This window comes from Mesorhizobium sp. L48C026A00, assembly GCF_000502375.1.
GTDB lineage: Bacteria > Pseudomonadota > Alphaproteobacteria > Rhizobiales > Rhizobiaceae > Mesorhizobium > Mesorhizobium muleiense.
Window position 1 is genome coordinate 66,653 of record NZ_AYWU01000026.1, and the last position, 22,428, is coordinate 89,080.

Annotated in this window: 20 protein-coding genes, 4 pseudogenes and 2 riboswitches; of the genes and pseudogenes, 15 read left to right on the plus strand and 9 right to left on the minus strand. The window is 60.7% G+C overall.

The annotated features are described in order from the left end of the window. Nucleotides 1–969 precede the first annotated feature (969 nt). The gene (locus X738_RS72920) at nucleotides 970–1,320 is read left to right on the plus strand and encodes a hypothetical protein (protein ID WP_023802493.1); all 351 of its coding nucleotides are present in this window, start codon (nucleotides 970–972) and stop codon (nucleotides 1,318–1,320) included. Between the two features lie 477 nt (nucleotides 1,321–1,797). Continuing rightward, nucleotides 1,798–2,262 carry a MucR family transcriptional regulator gene (locus tag X738_RS72925; protein ID WP_023802494.1) on the plus strand — a complete coding sequence of 155 codons (465 nt, stop codon included), beginning with the start codon at nucleotides 1,798–1,800 and terminating at the stop codon, nucleotides 2,260–2,262. A 230-nt stretch (nucleotides 2,263–2,492) separates the two neighbouring features. Here the strand turns inward: X738_RS72925 and X738_RS72930 are convergent, their stop codons facing one another. The 9 genes and pseudogenes from X738_RS72930 to X738_RS72965 all read right to left on the minus strand — a co-directional run bounded on the left by X738_RS72930 (nucleotide 2,493) and on the right by X738_RS72965 (nucleotide 10,915). After that, on the minus strand, nucleotides 2,493–2,705 hold the full coding sequence (locus X738_RS72930) for a cold-shock protein (RefSeq protein WP_023802495.1): 213 nt from the start codon (nucleotides 2,703–2,705) through the stop codon (nucleotides 2,493–2,495). 303 nt (nucleotides 2,706–3,008) lie between these two features. Next, nucleotides 3,009–3,182: a hypothetical protein gene (locus tag X738_RS86685; protein ID WP_023802496.1), complete on the minus strand. Its 174-nt coding sequence runs from the start codon at nucleotides 3,180–3,182 to the stop codon at nucleotides 3,009–3,011. Nucleotides 3,183–3,261: 79 nt separating this feature from the next. After that, on the minus strand, nucleotides 3,262–4,491 hold the full coding sequence (locus X738_RS72935) for an acyl-CoA dehydrogenase family protein (protein WP_023802497.1): 1,230 nt from the start codon (nucleotides 4,489–4,491) through the stop codon (nucleotides 3,262–3,264). A 48-nt stretch (nucleotides 4,492–4,539) separates the two neighbouring features. Beyond that, a complete protein-coding gene (locus X738_RS72940) occupies nucleotides 4,540–5,310 on the minus strand; it encodes an ABC transporter ATP-binding protein (RefSeq protein ID WP_023802498.1) in 771 nt (256 codons plus the stop codon). Between the two features lie 28 nt (nucleotides 5,311–5,338). Beyond that, nucleotides 5,339–6,679 (minus strand): ABC transporter substrate-binding protein, encoded by a 1,341-nt coding sequence (locus tag X738_RS72945; protein ID WP_023802499.1) that lies wholly within the window; start codon nucleotides 6,677–6,679, stop codon nucleotides 5,339–5,341. Between the two features lie 95 nt (nucleotides 6,680–6,774). Continuing rightward, nucleotides 6,775–7,835 (minus strand): annotated as a pseudogene (locus X738_RS88515) (branched-chain amino acid ABC transporter permease). Nucleotides 7,836–7,837: 2 nt separating this feature from the next. Further along, nucleotides 7,838–8,719 carry a branched-chain amino acid ABC transporter permease gene (locus X738_RS72955; protein ID WP_023802502.1) on the minus strand — a complete coding sequence of 294 codons (882 nt, stop codon included), beginning with the start codon at nucleotides 8,717–8,719 and terminating at the stop codon, nucleotides 7,838–7,840. A 7-nt stretch (nucleotides 8,720–8,726) separates the two neighbouring features. After that, complete coding sequence (locus X738_RS72960) at nucleotides 8,727–9,494, minus strand: ABC transporter ATP-binding protein (RefSeq protein WP_023802503.1); 768 nt, start codon at nucleotides 9,492–9,494, stop codon at nucleotides 8,727–8,729. Continuing rightward, nucleotides 9,494–10,915 carry an LLM class flavin-dependent oxidoreductase gene (locus tag X738_RS72965; RefSeq protein ID WP_023802504.1) on the minus strand — a complete coding sequence of 474 codons (1,422 nt, stop codon included), beginning with the start codon at nucleotides 10,913–10,915 and terminating at the stop codon, nucleotides 9,494–9,496. Before X738_RS72965 ends, X738_RS72960 begins: the two co-directional genes overlap by 1 nt. Before the next feature lie 861 nt (nucleotides 10,916–11,776). Between X738_RS72965 and istA the strand changes: the two are divergent. From istA to X738_RS73020, 13 genes and pseudogenes are all read left to right on the plus strand, one after another. Continuing rightward, nucleotides 11,777–13,111, plus strand: a pseudogene (gene istA / locus X738_RS72970) (IS21 family transposase). A 154-nt stretch (nucleotides 13,112–13,265) separates the two neighbouring features. Beyond that, nucleotides 13,266–13,810, plus strand: a pseudogene (locus tag X738_RS83450) (MFS transporter); the annotation flags it as partial. Beyond that, nucleotides 13,806–13,974, plus strand: a pseudogene (locus X738_RS87585) (IS6 family transposase); the annotation flags it as partial. The pseudogenes X738_RS83450 and X738_RS87585, both read left to right, overlap by 5 nt. Before the next feature lie 769 nt (nucleotides 13,975–14,743). Continuing rightward, nucleotides 14,744–15,442: a 7-cyano-7-deazaguanine synthase QueC gene (queC, locus tag X738_RS72980; protein WP_023802510.1), complete on the plus strand. Its 699-nt coding sequence runs from the start codon at nucleotides 14,744–14,746 to the stop codon at nucleotides 15,440–15,442. Further along, a complete protein-coding gene (queD, locus tag X738_RS72985) occupies nucleotides 15,442–15,798 on the plus strand; it encodes a 6-carboxytetrahydropterin synthase QueD (RefSeq protein WP_023802511.1) in 357 nt (118 codons plus the stop codon). Before queC ends, queD begins: the two co-directional genes overlap by 1 nt. Next, nucleotides 15,795–16,520: a 7-carboxy-7-deazaguanine synthase QueE gene (queE, locus tag X738_RS72990; protein ID WP_023802512.1), complete on the plus strand. Its 726-nt coding sequence runs from the start codon at nucleotides 15,795–15,797 to the stop codon at nucleotides 16,518–16,520. Before queD ends, queE begins: the two co-directional genes overlap by 4 nt. Before the next feature lie 21 nt (nucleotides 16,521–16,541). Further along, nucleotides 16,542–16,657: riboswitch (TPP riboswitch) on the plus strand. 2 nt (nucleotides 16,658–16,659) lie between these two features. Continuing rightward, nucleotides 16,660–16,774: riboswitch (TPP riboswitch) on the plus strand. Between the two features lie 103 nt (nucleotides 16,775–16,877). Next, nucleotides 16,878–17,087, plus strand: a complete 210-nt coding sequence (locus X738_RS83460; protein WP_373420477.1) for a hypothetical protein — start codon at nucleotides 16,878–16,880, stop codon at nucleotides 17,085–17,087. 156 nt (nucleotides 17,088–17,243) lie between these two features. Continuing rightward, nucleotides 17,244–19,079, plus strand: a complete 1,836-nt coding sequence (thiC, locus tag X738_RS72995; protein WP_023802514.1) for a phosphomethylpyrimidine synthase ThiC — start codon at nucleotides 17,244–17,246, stop codon at nucleotides 19,077–19,079. After that, a complete protein-coding gene (gene thiO / locus X738_RS73000; RefSeq protein WP_023802515.1) occupies nucleotides 19,076–20,077 on the plus strand; it encodes a glycine oxidase ThiO in 1,002 nt (333 codons plus the stop codon). Before thiC ends, thiO begins: the two co-directional genes overlap by 4 nt. Continuing rightward, nucleotides 20,046–20,243 carry a sulfur carrier protein ThiS gene (thiS, locus tag X738_RS73005; RefSeq protein ID WP_023802516.1) on the plus strand — a complete coding sequence of 66 codons (198 nt, stop codon included), beginning with the start codon at nucleotides 20,046–20,048 and terminating at the stop codon, nucleotides 20,241–20,243. The genes thiO and thiS overlap by 32 nt, the downstream gene beginning before the upstream one ends. A 1-nt stretch (nucleotide 20,244) precedes the next feature. Further along, nucleotides 20,245–21,018 (plus strand): thiazole synthase, encoded by a 774-nt coding sequence (locus X738_RS73010; protein WP_023802517.1) that lies wholly within the window; start codon nucleotides 20,245–20,247, stop codon nucleotides 21,016–21,018. Then, nucleotides 21,015–21,620: a thiamine phosphate synthase gene (locus X738_RS73015; protein ID WP_023802518.1), complete on the plus strand. Its 606-nt coding sequence runs from the start codon at nucleotides 21,015–21,017 to the stop codon at nucleotides 21,618–21,620. The genes X738_RS73010 and X738_RS73015 overlap by 4 nt, the downstream gene beginning before the upstream one ends. Beyond that, nucleotides 21,611–22,378 carry a hydroxymethylpyrimidine/phosphomethylpyrimidine kinase gene (locus X738_RS73020; protein WP_023802519.1) on the plus strand — a complete coding sequence of 256 codons (768 nt, stop codon included), beginning with the start codon at nucleotides 21,611–21,613 and terminating at the stop codon, nucleotides 22,376–22,378. Before X738_RS73015 ends, X738_RS73020 begins: the two co-directional genes overlap by 10 nt. Nucleotides 22,379–22,428 lie beyond the last annotated feature (50 nt).

Here is a 22,428-nt window from a genome sequence, read left to right on the forward strand (position 1 = left end):
GTTGCGTTCCCAGCAGGTGGCACGTGATGATTTCGAGGATCGGCGCGAACGACAACGCCAAGGTATCGAGTAAGGCGAACGGCAGGTATGTCGGCCGACAGGCGGCATTGCCGATGCAAAGCACGTCATAATCCGGCATCAATGTCTCCACGATGAACCCGCCGGCTTTCTGCCACGCCGGCCGGGCGCGGGTCTAGCGCTTCGTTGCGATCTCGCTCACGAAGATGCGTCCATGGCAGTTCTTTCGTTTCGGAATTTTGCTAATGGATAAGTGCGAGGAGGCAGGTCGATGGAAAGTTTCAAAGTCGAAGAGATGGACGGCACAAAGATCGTCCGTAGCGTGTCAGTCGAGGCACAAAGCCATGTTCACGCAGTGGTGAAAGCGATACCGCGACCGCTCAAGCCTGGTCGCGTACCCGGTAGGCCGTGGATACGCGTTACCGACGCCAATCGTATATCCAGAGAGTTTTCTAGCGGAGACTAAACCGACTCGTGTCGCTCCCTCGCTCACGAACTTCTTGATATTGCTGCTATTGTGCTGTGGAATTCTTACGCTTGGAGGAATGCGAGGTTACGACTTGTTCGAAGATGGGAAATCTGGCCGAAACAGAGATCAGGTGTGTATGTTCTGGATCGTCATAACCGTTTTCGCGATAGGATTCGCCACTTGGTGGACAGTGTAGTATGTTTAGAAATTGCATTAGTCATTCACTTTTCTCGAACGAGATGCTTTCTCTTGTGGAACCTTTCAGGGTCTGCCAGAAAACGCTCGATTCCAGACTCTGAGAACTGTTTGGAAACTTTTGTGCCAGCCAATGCGACCTCCGAATCGGCCATCCTGCATCTGTGGATCGCAGTAAAGAGACGCGCCTGCGCAAGGCAGAGGGCAGGAGATAAATAGCAGCGCCAAGTAGATGCATTCCTGCTAATGCAATTGCCCTCGGTCTGACGACCGCTGCTGCGGCGCCTTTGTTCACCCTTGCGGCATCCGCAACAACCAAGACATACGGCCCGAAAGAGGGCAAGGAGATTGCGCCCGGTGTCAGGGTGGTTGAGGTCGGCACCGGCAATGCCGACATTCCCGCCTACAAGAGTATCGCCATTGTCGACGTGGTGTTTCAGCCCGGCGCACACGCGCCTCAGACCGTAATGGACAACGACATGGTCTGCACGATTACTTCCGGCGCATTCACGATCAAGAAGGCGGACAAGGAATTCAAGCTCAAGGTGGGTGACATGTATACCTGTTCCAAGGGCGCAAGACCGACGAGGCGACGAATACAAGCAAGGAGGTCGGCGTGCATCGCATCGCCGTCCTGATACCTGCCTAGCAGATGGGATTCGGCCGGACGATTGAGGCCGGCCGAGGCGTTGCTAATCCACGCGCCAGATACCGCACGGGTGCAGAATAGCTACAGCAAGGCCAAGGACGGGCGACGAATGACAAGCCGGTGACGACCTACATCGCGTCTGCAGGCGCGAAGAAGCAGTTTTCGTGTTCCTCGGTCGGGTGCAGGCACGTTGCACGAGCGCCAGTCGTGACGGAGCATGAAGGGTACAACTCGTCGGAACAGCAATAAGACGGATGCCGCGGACGTGGCGCGACACTGAGCCATTTACCAATGAGAAGCGGTTCTCTCTGAGGAGCGGATCTACCCCGAAGATCAATACGCGCGCGCGCTGGGCGCGTCGCTCAATTGGCAAAATACTCCTGGCGGGGCTTTATTGCTTTTAGGGATAACCGCCACTATGAAACGATATTTCGCCGACTGTGTTTCAAGCCACCCGGAGAGATTCATGATAGAAGAAGCCGACAACAACATTGACGCCATCATCGAGCTCACCGCCGATGTCGTCTCAGCCTATGTCTCCAACAATCCGGTCCCGGTGGGTGATCTCCCTGCCCTGATCGGCCAGGTGCACGCTGCACTGAAAGGCACTGCCGGCAGTGTTTCCGCAGAAAAGCCGGAGGCTCTCAAGCCTGCTGCACCGATCAAGAAGTCGGTGACGCCGGACTACATCGTCTGCCTTGAGGATGGGAAGAAATTCAAGTCGCTAAAGCGCCATCTGTCGACCCACTATGGCCTGACGCCCGACGAATACCGTGCCAAATGGGGTCTGCCGGCGGATTATCCGATGGTCGCGCCGAATTACGCCGCGGCGCGCTCGGCATTGGCCAAGACGATGGGGCTCGGCCGCAAACCGAAAGAGCCCGAAAAGCCGGCGCCGGCAAAGCAGACCCGCAAGAAGGCCGCAGCCTGACTTTATCTCTCGAGGTCTGTTCTGGCGTGCAGCCATCGGCTTAACCTGCGCGGAAGATGAAAAGGCGGGGCCCAACCCCGCTTCCATCGCGCACAGTCTGGTGGGGTGTCATATTGGCTCTCCGGAGGCTTGCAGCAATCTGCGGCCCCGGGTTGAGTATCTTCCCGCACGCTCTCATCGAGCCGCCGACATTCCGAGACTTGCCCGTCTCGGCCATTGCCGCGGCGAAATCAACCGGCCTTGCTGAGATTGCCCGCGGAGGACTTGCCGGTGCGGCGGTCCTGTTCGATCTCATAATTGATCTTCTGGCCGTCAGCGAGGGTCGAGAGGCCGGCGCGTTCGACAGCGGAAATGTGGACGAAAACATCCTGACCGCCATTGTCGGGCTGGATAAATCCAAATCCCTTGCTGCTGTTGAACCACTTCACGGTTCCGGTCGCCATATATTCGTATTCCTCCGTAGCAATTGTAACCTGGGCAGGCCGTCAGACCGTTCCGGTTCATAGTAGAGGTGGGAGTTAAAAGCACCAAAGGCGAAATTGCAAGGCTCGGTTCGATCCCGCTGCTTCCTGAGCGGCGCAAACGTCGTGGGCGAAATTGCATCCGCCTCTGCGCCCGCCACCTTGCTCATATTCCGCGAGCCTTTGTGTTCCGTGTGGTCGCATTGACTCGAATATGCGAAGGTCAAAAGCAATTTGGTAGTATAGACAGTTGAGTTGGGCCAAGAGTAAGTGCCGGCCCTGACGTCAAAACCGCGCACCCGTTTTGCCGATCATGTGAAGCGCCTCCGTGTCCCGTGTTGACGAGATCATTGAACAGCGTTTTTCTGAATTGTCATCGTAAAGGCCATCCGCGAGAGCTGCAGTGCAGGACAGCGTTTCCTGGCGATAGACAACCAGCGGCAGCAGCGCGACGATCATAATGGGGAGTGAACGAGCCCACAACAACGATTCTTAATCGACACGGTCGCGTGATCCGTACCGAATGACCGCGGGTGGCTTACAACGGGCTGCGCCCGATCCGCCATTGATATGGTGGTGGCGTGCCATTGACTGCGTAGTCGCCGACGATGCGATCCTTATAGATGCGTGGGTTGTGTGAAGACAGGGTACGAGCATTGCGCCAATGACGATCGAGGCCAATCGGTTTCCTGGTTGAGGACGCACCCAGCGCATCGAAGATGATCGTCGACGCTTCAAGAACCAGATTCGTAACGACCGTCACCGCTTGCGACGTCTCGAGTTCGGCGATGGCGTTGGCCTTTTCCTCGGCATCGGCATCGTCGGCAAAGTGTGCCTGATAAGCGCGTTCGATGGCTTGCGCGACCTGCAGAACGATGGCGCCAGCTGCATAGGCGTTGCTGCGAATGCGGCCGACGACCTGAAGCACCTGCGGATCCTGGCTCGAGCGCGAACCGGCGGCATTGGAGTATGAGCGCTTGCGCGCGGCAACGGCGGCAGCGGTCTCGTTGGCCATCGCCCGACCGATACCGGCGAGAGTAGCAAGATGCACCAGTTGGTAGAAGGCAGCGCCATAGCGGAACTTGTCATCGTCGACGACGACATCGTCCGGGTCGACTGTGGCGTCGGTAAAGATCGTGGTGCCGCTGGCCGTGAGCGTTTGGCCAAAACCGTCCCAGTCGTCGATGACATCGACGCCCGGATCGTCGCGACGCACTTGCAAGACGATGCCTTCCCCATCGAGCCCCGTCGCACCGACATCGATCCAGTCGGCAAACAGCGAGCCGGTGGTGTAGTATTTGGTGCCGTTGAGTACCAGCTTGTCGCCCTTGTTCGAGATGCGGGTCGAGAAGACGTCCTGTTTGGCATCGCCGATCTCGGTCCAGGCATTACCGGCGATCTCACCGCGGGCTATCCGCTCTGCCCAGCGCTTGCGGCTCTCGCCGGCCGTCTTGTTGACAACATCCTCGACAAAGCCAAAATGACCGCGCAGCGCCTGCGTGATATTGGAATCGGCCGCCGAGAGCTCGATCAGGATGTTGGCGAGTTCGGGCAGCGTCGCGCCAAGACCACCTTCGGCTTCGGGTATGCGCAGCGCGCCCAGGCCCGCCTGCTTCAACGTCGCAATCTCGGCTGCCGGCAGTTCGCGGCCAAGCTCCCGCTCGACCGCGCCGGCAGCGATCTGCGCAAATATCGGCCGGAACCGTTCGGCCAGTGTCTCATAGCGAGCGCTGGGGCCTGCACCCCAGGCCGTATCGATCTGTGTCATTTTGCATTGTCCTGAAATTAACCCTCCCGCCCAGCGCGGGCGAGGCGGTCAGTGTGGTTTGGCAACATTGGCACCGCCCAGGTAAAAGTCCTGGACATCCTCACGGGCTCGCAATTCCTCTGCCGTTCCCGACAGAACGACGCGACCGTTTTCGAGGATGTAGCCGAAGTCGGCATAGCGAAGTGCGAGATTGGCGTTCTGCTCGGCAAGCAGGAAGCTGACGCCCTGCTCACTGTTCAGAATGCGGATGATCTCGAAGATTTCCTGCACGATGATCGGCGCGAGACCCATTGACGGCTCGTCCAGCAGCACAAGGCTCGGCCTGGTCATCAGCGCGCGGCCGATTGCCAACATCTGCTGTTCGCCCCCGGAGGTCAGGCCGGCCTTGACCTTGCGCTTTTCCTTGAGGCGCGGAAACCATGTGTAGATCCGTTCGACGTCGCGCTGCAGATCTGCCCTGCTCGGCTTGCGAACGAAACCACCGGAGAGGATATTTTCTTCGACCGTCAATTGCGCAAAGCAATGGCGGCCCTCCAACACCTGCACGACACCTTTGGCGACGAGCCGAGACGCCGATAGGCCGCTGACAGGCTGGCCCTGCCAGAGGATGCTGCCGCGGCTGACCTTGCCGCGCTCTGGTCCAAGCAGATTGGAAACCGCCTTCAGAGTCGTTGTCTTGCCCGCGCCATTGGCACCGAGCAGGGCAACGATCTTGCCCTGCTCGACCTTGAGCGACACGTCGCGCACAGCAAGGATCGCTTGACCATAGAGCGCTTCCATATTCTGGATCTCGAGGAAGCCTTTTCCTGCAATGGTCATGGGTCGATCCTGTCAGTGCGGTTTGGTGTCAGTTCGTTACAACGCGGGGCTCGATGCCCTTTTCCTTGGCGTAGGCGGCTGCCTTTGCCTTGATGACGTCGGCAAACAGCGAGGCGTCGGCCTTTATCCAGTCGGTCCGGGTGTCCCAGGACTGACCGTTCCACTGAATGATCTTGGCGGCGATGGTTTCGCCCTTGTGGTTGTCTATGGAGGTCTTCAGCGGGCTGATGAGGCCTTCCGCGCCAAGCTCGGCGATCCGCTTCTGATCGATGTCGAGGTGTTCGAGCGCCCACTGGCCTTCGGCGGCGGTCAATGGCCTGTTGCCGAACTTCTTATGCCCGGTGCGCAGCGCCTCGACGAAGGTGATGGCTTCGATCACGCCGTAATTGTAGTAAACCGTGCCGAACTTCGAATTGTCCTTCAGATCGGACTTGCCCTTGTCGAGGATATTTTCCTTGAGCGTCTTCAAGATGCCGTAGTTGGTGCCCGGCGGGAAGACGGAGACGGCGAGATAGCCCTTGGCGGCAGCGCCCGCCGGGCGGGCGTCGTCTTCCGAACCGCTCCAGATATCGCCGATGATCCGATCGGCGGGGAAGCCGACGCGAGCCGCTGTCTTGATCGCCACCGGCGTCATGACGCCCCAGCCGCGCAGAAAGACCCAGTCGGCGCTTGCACGACGAATTTGCTGCCACTGTGTCTGCTGCTGTTCGCCGGGATGCGGGACGGGGATCTGGATATCCTCGAATCCATATTTCTTGGCCAGGATGCCGAGCGGCTCGATCGTGTCGCGGCCATAGCCGCTATCGTGATAGAGCGTGGCGATCTTCAGCCCCTTGAGCTTGTCATGGCCGCCGGCCTGCTGGGCGATGTAATCGACGATGATCTGGGCTTCGCTCCAGTAGTCGAACACCAGCGGATACTGGTAGGGAAAGACGCGACCGTCGGTGGCGATGTTCTGGCCACCGCCAGGGCTGACGATCGGGATCTTGTCGATGCGAGCCTTGTCGGTGAGGGCCACGTCGAGGCCGCTCGAATGCGGATAGATTGCCGCCGTCAGGGCGCCGTTATAACCGTTCTTGTAGCGTTCGTAGCATTCGATGCCGCGCTCGATCGTGTAGGCCGTCTCGCATTCCTGGACCAGGATCTTGACGCCATCGACGCCGCCCTCGACCTCGTTGATGTAGCGGAGATAGTCGATGTTGCCGGCGCCGAAGGGAATGAACGATGGAGCATAGGGCCCGGTGCGGTAGGTAAACAGCGGATAGAGCTGTTGGCCAGTGCCATCTTCGGCGGAGGACGCGCTGCTCATAAGCGTGACAGCCATCGCGGCAGCGGCCGCCAGCGACATGGTCTTGGTTAACAATGACATTGTGCAACCCTTGTTTGAGTGGTTTTGAGAAAGTGACGACTGATGCTTGGGAGGAGGCGAAAGACCCGGCGTCGAGGTGTTTCGTCTGTCTGAGTTCAGTTGGGTGATCGTGCTCGCGAGCGAAGGGCTTCCACGCCGCGCCTTCTGAGACCGGACAATCCATCCGGTTCCTTGATCAGCAGCACGATGATGATCGTGCCGAAGATGATGTGCTGCAGGTTTGCCAGCGCGCCCTGATCGCCGAGAAATGACAAGTCGATGATCAGCGACAGCGGGTCGAGCAGGATTGGCGTCAGCACGATGAAGGCGGCACCGAGAAAATTGCCGAAGATGGTCGCCACGCCGCCGATGATAACGATGAACAGGATCTGGAACGATTTATCGAGATTGAACGCATGTGCATCCGAGGTGCCGAGATATCCGAAGGCCCAGAGCGCGCCGGCGATACCCAGGAAAAACGAGCTTATGCCGAAGGACAGCAGCTTGCGGCGCGCAACGCGGATGCCGATGACCGAGGCGGCGACATCCATGTCGCGGATCGCCATCCATTCGCGGCCGACGCGGCTTTTGAGACGATGGCGAAGGCCAGCGCGATGAGCAGCGCCGTGGTTGCCATCACCAGATAGTAGCGGCCGGTGGCCGACTGGAGGTCATAGTCGAGGATCTGCAGTCGAGGCGCCGAGATGGTCAGCGACTGGCTGTCATTCGAGAACCAGCTGAAATTGGTGAACAGCCATTCGAAGAAGAACTGCGCGCCGAGGGTCGAGGCGCCGAGATAGAAGCCCTTGATGCGGAGCGACGGCAGCCCGAAGATGACGCCGGCAATCGCCGCGATCAGGCCGGCAATGATCAGAACCGCCGGCAGCGGCAAGAATGGCGCGCGCAGCAGCAGATTGTAGGTCGAGAAGGCGCCTATCGACATGAAGGCAGCCGAACCAATCGAGACCAGCCCGGTGTAGCCCATCAGCAGATTCAGGCCGATGCCGGCAAGTCCCATGATCACCATCGGGATGATGATCGAGCTCAGCCAGTAGTCGTCGGCAATGGCCGGCACCGCGAAGGCGGCGATCAGGCCAGCGACGACGGCGAGGGTGCCAACCCCAAATGCAGGCTGGCGCAGCGACTTGGACGGACCGGATTCCTGCAGCGTGGTCATGATCACACCCTTTCGATCTCGCGGTCGCCGAACAGGCCGGCCGGACGCACCAGGAGGAAGCCGACAGCGAGGATGTAGGCAAACCAGGTGGAAACGCTGCCATTGACCAGCGGCCCGACGTAGATGTCGGCCAACGCCTCGGTCGCGCCGACAAGCAGGCCGCCGGCAATGGCGCCCGGGATGGAGGAGAAGCCGCCGATGATCAGTACCGGCAGCGCCTTGAGCGTCACCAGCGACAACGAATATTGCACGCCCTGGCGCGATCCCCAGACAAGACCGGCAACCAGCGCCACGATGCCGGCGACGCTCCAGACGATGCGCCAGATGACAGGCAGGCGGATGCCGATTGACTGCGCCGCAAGCGTGTCGGAAGCCACCGCCCGAAGCGAGATGCCCATGCGCGTCTTGTTGAAAGCGATGGCCAGCGTGGCGACCAGTGTTAGCGCAATCAACGAGGCAATGATGTCGAACTGGCTGACGTAGATGCCGCCGACCTGTACGGCGACATCGGGGATGTCGAGATCGAGCATGTGAACATCCATGCCCATCAGCAGTTGGGCAAGGCCCTCGATGACATAGCTCAATCCCAGAGTGGCCATGAACAGGGTCAATGGGTCGCGGTTTCGCAAGGGCCGCAGCACCAGCCACTCGATCAGCATCGCCATCACCACCATGACAAGCGCTGTGACGATGAAGGCCAGGACGAATGGCATGCCTTTCTCGGTCAGGGTGACGAACGTCAGGGCCGAAAACAGCAGCATCGCGCCTTGCGCGAAATTGAAGACTCCGGATGCCTTGTAGATGAGCACGAAGCCGATCGCGACGAGTGAGTACATCACTCCGGCAAACAGGCCGCTGACCAATGTTTCAAAGAAATAGGACATGAGTTCCTCAGTGAACCGTGCCGAGATAGGCGGCTATCACGTCGGGATTCTTGCGTACCTCGTCGGGAGCCCCGTCCGCGAGCTTGCGGCCGTAGTCGAGAACCACCACGTGGCTGGCGAGGTTGAGCACAATGCCGACATCGTGCTCGATCAGCACCACAGTCGAGCCGAAGACGCGATTGACCTCGCGTATGACGCGGCTCATCTCCTCCTTCTCTTCCTGATTCATGCCGGCCATCGGTTCGTCGAGCAGCAGCAGCTTGGGGCCGGAGACCAATGCTCGTGCAAGATCAACGCGTTTCTGCAGCCCGTAAGGAAGTGTCGAAACTATCTTGTCCGCGTGGCGGTTGAGCCCAAGGAAAGACATTGTGCGCTCAGCGTGGACATGGAAGCCGCTGCGCTCGGCGCCGTCCCTGCCCAGCCGGAAGATGTTTTCGAAAAAGCTCGCGGTGCCATGACGAGAAAGACCGGCCAGCACGTTTTCGCGCACCGACAAGCGGCGAAACAACGCATTGTGCTGGAAGGTCCGGCCGATGCCGAGGTGGGCTGCCTTCTGAGGATGAATCGCCTCGAAGCGCAACCCGTCGAAGACAACGTCGCCGGCGTCGGCGCGATAGACGCCGTTGATGACATTGAGAAGCGAGCTTTTGCCGGCGCCATTCGGGCCGATCAAGGCACAGATTTCACCCTTGGCGACGCTGAAACTCAGCGCATTCAGGGCTCGCACACCCTTGAAGGACAGCGACACGTCGTGGAGTTCCAGCAGACTGGTCATCACGCGTTCACGGATTTCAGACGGGACGCCGAGGCACGTTCGGCTTCGCGACGCTTGACGGCCTCGATATCACGGTACCCGTCAGCAGGATGCGTCCTGGGAAGATAGGGTCCGTCGCCGAACAGCTTTTCGCGCAACGTGCCGGGCTTGTAGGCGGTGGGATAGACGCCGCGCTTCTGCAATTCCGGCACCAGCAGGTCGACGGCGGCCTCGAAGCTTTCGGGCGTCACCGCATAAGCAAGGTTGAAGCCGTCTACATCAGTTTCATCGACCCATTCCTGCAGGATATCGGCGATGGTGCTGGGCGAGCCGACGAAGACAGGCCCAATACCGCCGATGCCGCCCCACTTCGCCAGTTCCTCGACGGTCCAGGCCTTGTCCTTGCCGGCGAAGTGCTCGACCATCGAAACGATGGCGTTGGTCTCGACCTTCTTGAGCGCGTCGGTCGGCGCGTACTGGCCGAAGTCGATGCCGCTCCAGCCAGACATGAACACCAGTGAGCCGTCATAGGACGCATAGCTCTGATACTCCTCGAAGCGCTTCTGGGCCTTTTCATCCGTTTCATCGATGATCAGCGTGGTGAGATTGTAGATCAGGACATTCTTCGGATTGCGGCCGGCGGCGGCGGCCTTTTGGCGGATTTCGGAAACATAGGCTTCGAGCAGCGATTTGGTCGGCGCACCGACGAAAACGCACTCGGCGTGCGCGGCAGCGAATGCCTTGCCAGGACCCGAGGCGCCCGCCTGATAGAGAACCGGGGTGCGCTGTGGCGACGGCTCTGACAGATGGTAGCCGGGCACCTCGAAGAATTTGCCCTTGTGGCCAATCTCGTGGACCTTGCTGGGATCGGTGAAGATGCCGCGAACCGTATCGCGCTGCACCGCGTCCTCCTCCCAACTGCCTTCGAACAGCTTGTAAAGTACCTCGACATATTCGGCGGCAACCTCATATCGGTTGTCATGGCTTTTCAAACCGGCCTGGCCAACGTTCTTGGCGCCACTTTCGAGATATGAGGTAACGATGTTCCAGCCGACGCGACCCTTGGTGTGGTGGTCGGCAGTCGAAAGGCGGCGGGCGAATGTGTAAGGGTGCTCGAACGAGGTCGAAGCAGTAATGCCGATGCCGAGATGTTCGGTGGCAAGCGCGATCGGCGCGGCCAACTGTAGGGGATCATTGACTGGGATCTGCGCCGCCTGCTCGATCGCGTGGTAATTCGAGCCCTTGTAAACGTCGTAGTAGCCGATGACGTCTGCGATGAATATGCCGTCGAAAATACCGCGTTCCAGAGTTCGAGCCAAATCCTGCCAGTAGTCCAGATCCTTGTATTTCCACGACTGATCGCGTGGATGCTTCCAGAGACCGGGGGATTGATGGCCAACACAATTCATGTCGAAAGCGTTGAAGCGAATATGACGACCCATCCGTCACTCCTTTGATAGCCCTGCCGGGCGACTGCGGAGGACACTACCGACAAGGCGAGCGCCGACTAAGATAGAATATATTCTCTATAGATTTTATAGAGAATTATTATTCTGTCTTTGGATTGGATCGTGGTATCGATAAGCGCGGTCTCGAAGAGGCGGTATCGCGAACATATCCACGTCGGCTGACGCTTTGCGTCCAGAATATGACGTTTTCCGCAGACACGGCCAGGATTCGCATTCAAAGCGAATGAGCATGGAGCGTTCGGTCTGGTGGAGAAGCTTGGAGGGCGAACGGAGAATTGTCGAGCGCTTTGTTGTGAAGCGCTATCACAGTGCGTTCACAATGCAGGAGGACTGGCTGAAGGCTGTGTGCGAGCATTGCAGCGACAGTCTGCCGGGGGCGCTGATCCGGGTCGCTGCGATGGACAGCTTTGTTCGCCTCGGTNTGCGAGCATTGCAGCGACAGTCTGCCGGGGGCGCTGATCCGGGTCGCTGCGATGGACAGCTTTGTTCGCCTCGGTGCAGCGGTCGCGCTCGCAGCGATGTCGCAGTCCGCCACACAAGATGGCGTCACGCAAAAGCAGGTGGAAGAACGCGATCCCCACTATTGCGGTGCCGGCGGCGCCGGTTGCGACCCGCAGGACGTTCAGCAATGGAAAATGATCGGCAACAAGCTTNGGCGCCACGCAAAAGCAGGTGGAAGAGCGCGATCCCCACTATTGCGGTGCCGGCGGCGCCGGTTGCGACCCGCAGGACGTTCAGCAATGGAAAATGATCGGCAACAAGCTTGCCGATCTCTCGTCAGCCGATCTCAGCCAATACGCCTATGCCTGCGTCAAACATCCCGATCGGCAGGGCCTGTCGCTGTCGGCGATCGCCAGGAGAGCGGCATCGACCGCAAGACGGTGCGCAAATACATTGAGCGCGGGCTCGAGGCCCGGCTTACGGGCCGCGCAAGCCGCGTCAGACGGTGATCGATCCCTTCACGGCCTATCTTTGCGAACGCGTCACGCGATCCCGGACCCACCGGCAGCCGGCTTTTCCGGGAACTGAAGGACCTCGGCTATGGCGGCGGCTACACGGCCGTCACCGACTTCCTGCGCGACGTCCGTCCTGCCGCGGCGGAGCGTGGATACGAGGTTCGCTTCGAGACCCCGCCCGGCGAGCAGGCGCAGGTCGACTTCGCCCAGTTCAATGTCGTCTTTACCGATGAGCCGACCACGCCGAGAATCNGTTACCGACTTCCTGCGCGACGTCCGTCCTGCCGCGGCGGAGCGCGGATACGAGGTTCGCTTCGAGACCCCGCCCGGCGAGCAGGCGCAGGTCGACTTCGCCCAGTTCAATGTCGTCTTTACCGATGAGCCGACCACGCCGAGAATCGTCTGGCTATTCTCCATGGTGCTTGGCTTCAGTCGCCTTATCTGGGCACGCTTCGTCGTCCACCAGGATCTGCCGACTGTCTTGCGCTGCCATGCTGGGGCTTTTCGAGGCGCTGGGCGGCGCTCCTCGCGAAGTGCTTTACGACCGTATGAAGACGGCTGTGATCGGCGAAGGCGATACCGGCGGCATCGTCTACAACCGTGCCCTCGTCGATCTTGCCCGCCACTATGGTTGCCATCCCAAGGCCTGCCGGCCTTACCGCGCCACGACCGTTCCGCTACATTCGCGAGGACTTCTTCCTGGCCCGGTCCTTTCGCAATCTCGAAGATCTGAACGCGCAGATGCGTCACTGGCTGGACACGGTCGCAAACCCGAGAGTTCACGCCACCACAAGGCGTGTCGTCAACGAAGCTTTCGCCGGGGAGCGGGCAGCGCTGCGGCCGCTGCCGTTGGCTCCGTTCCGATCGGTCCTGAAGCTCGAGCGACGCATCAGCCGGGAGGGCATGGTCAGCGTGGGCGGCAATTTCTACAGCGTGCCCGACGCCACCAGGCGCCGTGTCGTCGAGGTACACACTCTGGCCGAAGAGGTACGCATCTTCGAGGACCGCGCTGATTGCCACCCATCCCATTCTCGAAAGCCGGCATCAGCGTCATGTCGAGCCCGGTCATCGCAACATCCACGTCCACAAGCGCCGACAAAGACTGAGGAACGACGAGGTCATTCTTCATGGCTCGGGCGACAGGGTCACTCAGCGCCCGTTGGCCTTCTACGATGCCGTCGCCCAGGTGATGGCGAAGGAGCAGCGTCCATGACGAACGCGCTCGATACCACGCCATCCACGATCCACCGAATCCGGCACGACCTCGTCGGCCTGAAGATGCCGCGTCTCCCTCCGCGACAGCCTGAGCGGCGAGACTGGGGAATTTACTTCGGCACTTTTGGGGAAAATTCGAGCGGCATTGACAGGTGGCGGCAATTGCGCTCGCCTTGGGCGGCGCGGGTTGGGTCACCGCCTGGTCCGGGTTGGCGTAAGCGTGCAGCTGGCGAGCCCGCGCTGGGTCGTGGGGCGTACCATTTCTATCTATTATGCCTTGATCGATGGCGGCATCGCGCTCGGCAGCTGGGTGTGAGGCACGGTGGCCGAAAACCATTCGCTGACCTGGGCGCTGGAGGGCTCCGCTGGGCCCTGTTGCTCGTCGCCGCAGCGGGCGTTCTGTTTCCTCTTCGCGAGCGCCGCGAGTCCGAGCCCGATCCTTTGGAGGAATTCGACGCCCCGGCAGTCGCTCTCAATTTGAAGCCGAGAAGCGGCCCGATCGTGGTCAAGGTCGAATATCTGATAGCCGAGAGAAATGTCGAGGCCTTCCTCGACCTCATGCGGCAGCGGCGTCATGTACACAGCCGCGTCGGTGCTCGGAACTGGACGCTCCAGCGCAACGCTTCAGAAGCCTATGCAATGGACAGAAACGTTCCGCACGCCGACCTGGACGGACTACCTTCGGTTATCCGATCGAAATCGTGACCCGTGCTGTCTGGCTCTACTTCCGCTTCAATCTGAGCCTGCGCGATGTCGAGGAAATGCTGCGATCGCCGGATCGTCGTTTCCTACGAGACCATCCGCCGATGGTGCCGAAAGCCTGGCCCTGATTATGCGCGCCGCATACGCCGCACGGCGCCGACGAAAGACGGTGTCGGCACCTCGCCGACGGTCGAGGAAGCGTGGGATCCGGAGGCATCGCACGCATCGCCTGCAGTCAGACGGACCGGTAGAAGGAAGCGGCGGCAGGAACATGTGCCTTGCGACGAGGGGACGATGGAAGTGGCGCCTACCATGGGGTGCTGCGCCAAAGCCGGCGTGGGCGGTAGGGCCGACCGCGTCAGGATTGAAAGCTGCCCTTTGTCGAGCCGTCACATGACGGGCTAGTCATGGAGGATTCCGGCCGAACAACATTGTAGTTCGGATCGCACCCATACCGACAGACCTCCACGCCGAGTTATTCCGCCACAAATCCCAAAGTGACCTCCGGAATAAACTCTACGCGTCGGATCAAGGCGGCCGGGACAGCGAAGTGCGCAGAACTGAAAGCAGGCCCAGTCGGGTGTCATCGAGGTGACCGTCAGCGCCTGCAAGCGGGCCTTGGAACCAGCGCCGATGGCTACCCGACCCGGGCGTTTCTTTCGCCTCTCATCGCAGCTTCAAGGTCCGCGCCCAGAGGGCGCCGCGCTATCAACGGTTGACGGCGACACAGTCAATACCAGCTGCTTCTGCTTGTTGGCCACCCAAATCGCGCACAAGTTGCGCAGCATTCCCTTTTGGGCGCCACGGGCGGCAGAATCGTTGCGTTAAATCGCACCTTACGCATTCACAAAACCGCCCCCTTGGAGTACTGGGAGCGCAGAGAAATCTCCGGTCGCAGCCTTACCCGGTCAAAACAAGGACTCAAACCATGAATGCCCTCGTCATCTGCTCCGGCGGATTGGATTCTGTTTCGCTCGCTCACAAGGTGGCAACCGAGCAGAAACTCATTGGCCTGCTTTCGTTCGATTACGGCCAGAGGCACAAAAAGGAACTCGGCTTTGCCTCTATCTGCGCCAAACGGCTGGGTGTTCCGCACCAGATCGTCGATATCCGCGATGTCGGCCGCAACCTGAGCGGCTCGGCGCTGACTGATGCTGTGGACGTGCCCGACGGGCACTATGCCGAAGACTCCATGAGGATCACGGTGGTGCCGAACAGAAATGCCATCATGCTGGCTATCGCCTTCGGGGTTGCCGCCGCGCAGAAGGCCGATGCGGTGGCCACTGCCGTCCACGGCGGAGATCATTTCATCTATCCCGATTGCCGGCCCGCTTTTATCGACGCGTTTCAGACGATGCAGAACCATGCGCTCGCAGGCTACGCCGATATCCGCCTTTACGCTCCCTATGTGAATATGTCGAAGGCCGACATCGTCAGCGAGGGGGCAAAGTACGGTACGCCGTTCGAGGCGACGTGGTCCTGCTACAAGGGCGGTGAACGTCACTGCGGTCGCTGCGGCACATGCGTCGAACGGCGCGAAGCATTCGATTTGGCCGGCATTGCCGACCCGACAGACTATGAGGATGCGGACTTCTGGCTCCACGCTATCCAGATAAGGAGCGCGTGATGTTCCGCATCACCAAAGAGTTCCACTTCTCGGCCTCGCATCAGCTTACCTCTTTGCCCCTCGACCATCAGTGTGCGCGTCTGCACGGGCATAACTATATCGTCGTGGTGGAGCTTTCAGGTGGCAAACTGGACGAACATGGCTTTGTGCGCGACTATCATGACCTCGGCGCACTCAAGCATTACATCGACAAGACGCTCGACCATCGTCATCTGAACGACGTGCTGGGACATGATCATGTCACGGCGGAATGTCTCGCCAAACATTTGTACGAGTGGTGCAAGAGACTGCTACCGGAAACCTCCGCTGTGCGGGTGAGCGAGACACCGAAAACCTGGGCGGAATACCGGCCATGACCTGCACGTTGGATCCCGGAATCCGCGTGAGCGAGATCTTCGGGCCGACCATCCAGGGCGAAGGCATGCTTGTCGGCTTGCCGACGGTGTTCGTTCGAACGGGCGGATGCGATTATCGCTGTTCCTGGTGCGACAGCCTGCATGCCGTGGACAATCGCTTCCGCCATGAATGGAAGACCATGTCCACAGACGAGATCTGGCAAGAGGTCAATGCGCTTTCGGGTGGCCGACCAATAATGGTGTCGCTATCAGGCGGCAATCCGGCCATCCAGCCGCTCGGCGCGCTGATCGAACACGGACATCGTAACGGCTACCGCTTCGCATTGGAAACCCAAGGTTCCGTGGCCAGGGACTGGTTTGCCGAGCTTGATGTCCTGATTCTAAGCCCAAAGCCGCCATCGAGCGAAATGACGACCGATTGGGCTGCGTTCGAGGCGTGCGTCGAGGCGGCGAGGGATAAGCCGCAAATCGTGCTCAAGCTCGTCGTGTTCGACGAAAGAGACTACGCCTATGCCAAGGATGCCGCCGCGCGTTATCCGCAACTGCCTGTGTATCTGCAGCCCGGCAATCACACACCGCCGCGCCCTTATGACGAAGAAGCGCTCATTGACATGGACGGCATAATGAAACGCATGGAATGGCTGGTGGAAACGGTGACCCGTGACAGATGGTTTGATTGGCCGCCGATCACCGCCGCGGGCCGAATGCGCTTGACAAGATAGTCGCCAGCCCATTCAATTCGACGCATTCACCAGGGGAGTCCCGGCAAGGGGCTGAGATACTGCTGGCTTAGCGGCGCAGTGACCCGTTGAACCTGATCCAGTTCATACTGGCGTAGGGACGGTGCAAGCGCTTTGCGGGAGTTTACGCCCGANGTCCCGGCAAGGGGCTGAGATACTGCTGGCTTACGCGGCGCAGTGACCCGTTGAACCTGATCCAGTTCATACTGGCGTAGGGACGGTGCAAGCGCTTTGCGGGAGTTTACGCCCGAGGTCCTGTTTCGGCAGGTCGACCAGAGCGACTTTTCATCCTTCCGGCACAGAACTGGGTCTCCAATGCATGAGCAAAGGAGCCTCAAAATGGATGCCATTTCCCCCGCCGTGTCGACGGGACCGCTGCCCGCCTCAAGGAAAATCCACAGACCCGGCATGATTCACCCGCAGATCAGGGTGCCGATGCGGGAAATCGCCGTCCATCCGACGGCGGGCGAACCGCCTGTCACCGTTTACGATCCGTCCGGCCCCTATACGGACCCGACTGTCGAAACCAGCATCGNCGCGGCGCAGTGACCCGTTGAACCTGATCCAGTTCATACTGGCGTAGGGACGGTGCAAGCGCTTTGCGGGAGTCCATGCCCGAAAACCTGTAAGCAGGCAGGCAGAAGCGTCTTTTCATCCTTCCGGCACAGAACTGGGTCTCCAATGCATGAGCAAAGGAGCCTCAAAATGAATGCCATTTCCCCCGCCGTGTCGACGGGACCGCTGCCCGCCTCAAGCAAAATCCACAAACCCGGCCTGATTCACCCGCAGATCAGGGTGCCGATGCGGGAAATCGCCGTCCATCCGACGGCAGGCGAACCGCCTGTCACCGTTTACGATCCGTCCGGCCCCTATACGGACCCGACTGTCGAAACCAGCATCGAAAAGGGCCTCGCCAGGCTTCGCCATGAATGGGTGACGGCGCGCGGCGATGTCGAGGCCTATGACGGCCGTCATGTCCGGCCGGAAGACAACGGATTCGCGGTGGGCGAGCGCCTGACACCGGAATTTCCCATTCGCAACCGGCCGCTAAAGGCAAAAACGGGCAAAGCGGTGACGCAGCTTGCCTATGCGCGCGCCGGGATCATCACCCCCGAAATGGAGTTCGTCGCCATCCGCGAAAACCTCGGCCGCGAGATCCTGCGCGGCAAGCTCGAGCGCGACGGCGAAGCCTTCGGCGCGGCGATCCCCGACTTCGTCACGCCGGAATTCGTCCGCGACGAGGTGGCTCGTGGACGGGCGATCATTCCCGCCAACATCAATCATCCAGAGAGCGAGCCGATGATCATCGGCCGCAATTTCCTGGTCAAGATCAACGCCAACATCGGTAACTCGGCCGTCACCTCCTCGATGGCCGAGGAAGTCGAAAAGATGGTCTGGGCGATCCGCTGGGGCGCCGATACGGTGATGGACCTCTCGACCGGCCGCAACATCCACAATATCCGCGACTGGATCGTGCGCAATTCACCGGTGCCGATCGGTACGGTGCCGCTTTACCAGGCGCTCGAAAAGGTCGGCGGCATCGCCGAGGATCTGACCTGGGAGGTGTACCGCGACACACTGATCGAACAGGCCGAACAGGGCGTCGACTATTTTACCATCCACGCCGGCGTGCGGCTGCACTACATCCCGCTGACTGTCGACCGGGTCACGGGCATCGTCTCACGCGGTGGCTCGATCATGGCCAAATGGTGCCTGCACCATCACCGGGAAAGCTTCCTCTACGAGCATTTCGCGGAGATCTGCGACATCTGCCGCGCCTATGATGTGTCCTTCTCGCTCGGCGACGGCCTTCGTCCCGGCTCGATCGCCGATGCCAACGACGCGGCGCAATTCGCCGAGCTGGAAACGCTCGGCGAGCTGACGCAGATCGCCTGGGCGAAGGATTGCCAGGTGATGATCGAGGGGCCCGGCCACGTGCCAATGCACAAGATCAAGGAGAACATGGACAAGCAGCTCGCCGTCTGCGGCGAGGCGCCCTTCTATACGCTTGGACCGCTGACGACCGACATCGCGCCGGGTTACGACCATATCACCTCAGGCATTGGTGCTGCCATGATCGGCTGGTTCGGCACCGCCATGCTCTGCTACGTCACGCCAAAGGAGCATCTCGGCCTTCCCGATCGCAACGATGTCAAGATTGGCGTGATCACGTACAAGATCGCCGCGCATGCTGCCGACCTGGCGAAGGGTCATCCGGCGGCGAAGTTCAGGGATGACGCCCTTTCCCGCGCGCGCTTCGAGTTTCGCTGGGAGGACCAGTTCAACCTGTCGCTCGATCCCGAAACGGCGCGGTCCTTCCACGACCAGACCTTGCCCAAGGAGGCACACAAGGTGGCACATTTCTGCTCGATGTGCGGGCCGAAATTCTGCTCGATGCGCATCTCCCACGACATTCGCGCCGAAGCGCAGAAGGAGGGCATGGCTGCGATGGCGGCGAAATACCGCGAGGGTGGCGATCTCTACATGCCTGCTGACGAGACCGGAGCACCGTTCTTGCCACAGGCGCCGGAACCATCATGAAGGTTCTGGTCAAAGGGGCCGGCGTCGCCGGCCTCACCGCTGCCTTCGAACTCGCCACCCGCGGCGCGACGGTCACAGTCGCCGAGATCCGGTATGGCCTCGGTGGCAACGCGTCGTGGTTTGCCGGCGGCATGCTGGCGCCATGGTGCGAGCGTGAAAGTGCCGAGCAGCTAGTGCTGGATCTCGGACGCGACGCCGCCGACTGGTGGGACGCGGCAACTCCAGGCCAGGTGACGCGGGCCGGAACACTGGTCGTGGCCGCGCCGCGCGACGCGGGCGAGCTTGACCGGTTCGCCAGTCGCACCTCGGGCCACCGGCATGTCGATGAAGATCAAATCGCGTTGCTGGAGCCCGACCTCGCCGGTCGCTTCCGGCGCGGATTGCTCTTCCCCGGTGAGGCCCATCTCGACCCGCGCCAGGCGATGGCGGCACTTCATGAAAAGCTCGCAGCCATGGGTGTCGAGTTCCACTTCGACGTCGACGCCCGGCATGGTTCCGGTTTCGATCGTCAGATCGACTGCACGGGAATGGCAGCAGCCGATGACAGGCTGCGCGGCGTTCGCGGCGAAATGCTGATCCTGCGCACCGCTGATATCTCGCTGTCGCGACCGGTCAGGCTACTGCATCCGCGCTTTCCACTCTATGCAGTGCCGCGCACCGACCACAGTTTCATGATCGGCGCGACGATGATTGAGAGCCAGTCCGCCGGACCAGTCACGGCGCGTTCCATGATGGAGCTGCTGGGTGCCGCCTATGCCCTCCATCCGGCCTTTGGCGAGGCCGAGATCGTTGAAACCGGTGTCGGCGTCCGTCCAGCCTTCCCCGACAACCTGCCGCGCGTCGAGGCACGTGGAACTACCGTCGCGATCAATGGACTCTATCGCCATGGTTTTCTTCTGGCGCCCGCCATGGCGCGCCCGGCAGCCGAAATTCTCTTCAGTCACGACAAATCAATGGAGCTTGCCAATGAAACTGATCGTCAACGGCGAAGTGCTTGAGATTGACGCCTCAACGCTGGCGGCGCTGCTTGCCGCGCTTGATTATGAAGGCGATTGGCTGGCGACCGCCGTCAACAGCGACCTCGTGCACAAGGCCAGCCGGTCGGAGTTCCAGTTGAACGACGGCGACCGGATCGAGATCCTCTCGCCCATGCAGGGAGGCTAGCATGTTCGAACTTCTCGGGACGACGCTCCCGTCTCGCCTGCTTCTGGGCACGGCTCAATATCCCTCGCCCGCGATCCTTGCCGATGCGGTCGAGGCGTCGGGCGCGTCGATGGTGACGGTCTCCTTGCGGCGTGAGATGGCGGGCGGCAGGAGCGGCGGAAAATTCTGGACGTTGATCCGCTCGCTCGGCACGAGAGTCCTGCCCAACACGGCCGGATGCCACTCCGTCAAGGAAGCGGTCACCACCGCGAACATGGCGCGCGAAGTGTTCGGCACGAGCTGGATCAAGCTCGAAGTGATCGGCAACCAGGATACGCTGCAACCGGACGTGTTCGGCCTTGTCGAGGCCGCGCGCATCCTGTGCGAAGACGGCTTTGCAGTATTTCCCTACACCACCGATGACCTTGTCGTCGCCGAGCGGCTGCTGGATGCGGGCTGCAAGGTCTTGATGCCGTGGTGCGCGCCGATCGGTTCCGCGCTCGGGCCGGTCAACATCCCGGCGCTGCGCTCGATGCGTCGACATTTGCCTGGCGTCCCGCTGATTGTGGATGCCGGGCTCGGACGACCGTCGCACGCGGCGACCGTCATGGAACTCGGTTTTGACGCTGTGCTCCTGAATACGGCGGTCGCCAAGGCGGCCGACCCCATCGGCATGGCGCGTGCGTTCGGCAAGGCGGTCGAAGCCGGTCGCGAAGCTTTTGCTTCGGGAATGCTCGAACCGCGCGATGTCGCGGCGCCGTCGACGCCGACATTCGGCAAGGCGGTTTTCTCATGAAGCTCGATCCCTTCTACCTGATCGTCGACAGCGCTGACTGGGTCGAGCGGCTGGTGCCGCTAGGGGTCAAGCTGGTACAGTTGCGCATCAAGGATCAGGACGAGGCCACGCTGCGGACGGAAATCCGCCGCGCGAACCACGTCTGCGCTGTCCATGGTTGCCAACTGATCGTCAACGACTATTGGCGGCTCGCCATCGTGGAAGGCTGCGACTTCGTCCATCTTGGCCAGGAGGATTTGGCTGAAGCCGACTTGCTGGCGATTAAGTACGCCGGATTGAAGCTCGGACTTTCGACCCATGATCACGCCGAACTGGAAACAGCTCTCGCGGCCGAGCCGGACTATGTGGCGCTGGGGCCCATCTACCCGACCATCCTGAAGCAGATGAAATGGGCGCCGCAAGGGGTCGAACGGATCGGCGAGTGGAAGCGCCGGGTCGCACCCATTCCATTGGTCGCCATTGGCGGCCTCAACCCCGACCGGCTCGACGGTGTTTTCGCGGCTGGTGCGGACACCGCGGCGGTGGTCACCGACATCACGTTGAATGCCGATCCCGAAGCGCGCACGCGAGAATGGATCGAAAAGACAAAGCCATGGCGCTGAGGCGAGACCCTTATGTGCTCGTCGTCGGCGGATCAGACTCCAGCGGTGGGGCTGGAATTGCACGCGACATCGAGACGATCTCTTCCATTGGCGTGCGCACCTGCCTGGCTGTCACCGCGTTAACGGTGCAGACGCACGACGCCGTCATGGAAATCCATCCTTCGCAGCCCGATCTTATGGCCGATCAGATGCGCGCCGCGCTGCAGGCCAACGAGGTGACGGCCATCAAGATCGGCATGCTTGCAACGGCCGAGATCGTCGTAGCCGTCGCGGCTGTGCTACGCGAAAATCCACAGGTGCCGGCAGTACTCGACCCGGTGCTGGCCTCGACCTCAGGCCGGGCGCTGCTGGACGCAAGGGCCATTGCCGCCATGAAACGCGACCTGATGCCCCTTTGCCGCCTCGTCACACCCAATCTCATCGAGCTGGCGCTTCTTGTTGGCTTAGAGCCAGCGGTGGATGGAGACGGCGCAGTGTGGCAAGGCCAGGAATTGCTGGTGGCCGGGATGCAGGCCCTGCTGATCAAGGGCGGCCACGCGACGGGACCCCGATCGACCGATATTCTGTTGCGCTTGGATCAAGGACCAATCCGCTTTGACATGCCGCGCCTTGCCGTATCGATGCGCGGGACGGGCTGCATGCTGGCTAGCGCGATTGCAGCGCATCTGGCAAAGGCGAGATCACTTGAAGACGGCGTGCGCGAAGGCAAGCTGTTTGTCTTCAGGAGGCTGCGAAAGAATGCAGTCGGACGAAATTGACTTTGCCTCGGTCAATCTAATCGCGGCCCCCCAATCACGATATCCACGCC

What these genes read in the sequence shown, in the direction of transcription:
- X738_RS72925 (WP_023802494.1), top strand. Translation starts at nt 1,798, where the DNA reads ATGATAGAAGAAGCCGACAACAACATTGACGCCATCATCGAGCTCACC.
- X738_RS72930 (WP_023802495.1), bottom strand. Translation starts at nt 2,705, where the DNA reads ATGGCGACCGGAACCGTGAAGTGGTTCAACAGCAGCAAGGGATTTGGA.
- X738_RS86685 (WP_023802496.1), bottom strand. Translation starts at nt 3,182, where the DNA reads ATGATCGTCGCGCTGCTGCCGCTGGTTGTCTATCGCCAGGAAACGCTG.
- X738_RS72935 (WP_023802497.1), bottom strand. Translation starts at nt 4,491, where the DNA reads ATGACACAGATCGATACGGCCTGGGGTGCAGGCCCCAGCGCTCGCTAT.
- X738_RS72940 (WP_023802498.1), bottom strand. Translation starts at nt 5,310, where the DNA reads ATGACCATTGCAGGAAAAGGCTTCCTCGAGATCCAGAATATGGAAGCG.
- X738_RS72945 (WP_023802499.1), bottom strand. Translation starts at nt 6,679, where the DNA reads ATGTCATTGTTAACCAAGACCATGTCGCTGGCGGCCGCTGCCGCGATG.
- X738_RS72955 (WP_023802502.1), bottom strand. Translation starts at nt 8,719, where the DNA reads ATGTCCTATTTCTTTGAAACATTGGTCAGCGGCCTGTTTGCCGGAGTG.
- X738_RS72960 (WP_023802503.1), bottom strand. Translation starts at nt 9,494, where the DNA reads ATGACCAGTCTGCTGGAACTCCACGACGTGTCGCTGTCCTTCAAGGGT.
- X738_RS72965 (WP_023802504.1), bottom strand. Translation starts at nt 10,915, where the DNA reads ATGGGTCGTCATATTCGCTTCAACGCTTTCGACATGAATTGTGTTGGC.
- queC (WP_023802510.1), top strand. Translation starts at nt 14,744, where the DNA reads ATGAATGCCCTCGTCATCTGCTCCGGCGGATTGGATTCTGTTTCGCTC.
- queD (WP_023802511.1), top strand. Translation starts at nt 15,442, where the DNA reads ATGTTCCGCATCACCAAAGAGTTCCACTTCTCGGCCTCGCATCAGCTT.
- queE (WP_023802512.1), top strand. Translation starts at nt 15,795, where the DNA reads ATGACCTGCACGTTGGATCCCGGAATCCGCGTGAGCGAGATCTTCGGG.
- thiC (WP_023802514.1), top strand. Translation starts at nt 17,244, where the DNA reads ATGAATGCCATTTCCCCCGCCGTGTCGACGGGACCGCTGCCCGCCTCA.
- thiO (WP_023802515.1), top strand. Translation starts at nt 19,076, where the DNA reads ATGAAGGTTCTGGTCAAAGGGGCCGGCGTCGCCGGCCTCACCGCTGCC.
- thiS (WP_023802516.1), top strand. Translation starts at nt 20,046, where the DNA reads ATGAAACTGATCGTCAACGGCGAAGTGCTTGAGATTGACGCCTCAACG.
- X738_RS73010 (WP_023802517.1), top strand. Translation starts at nt 20,245, where the DNA reads ATGTTCGAACTTCTCGGGACGACGCTCCCGTCTCGCCTGCTTCTGGGC.
- X738_RS73015 (WP_023802518.1), top strand. Translation starts at nt 21,015, where the DNA reads ATGAAGCTCGATCCCTTCTACCTGATCGTCGACAGCGCTGACTGGGTC.
- X738_RS73020 (WP_023802519.1), top strand. Translation starts at nt 21,611, where the DNA reads ATGGCGCTGAGGCGAGACCCTTATGTGCTCGTCGTCGGCGGATCAGAC.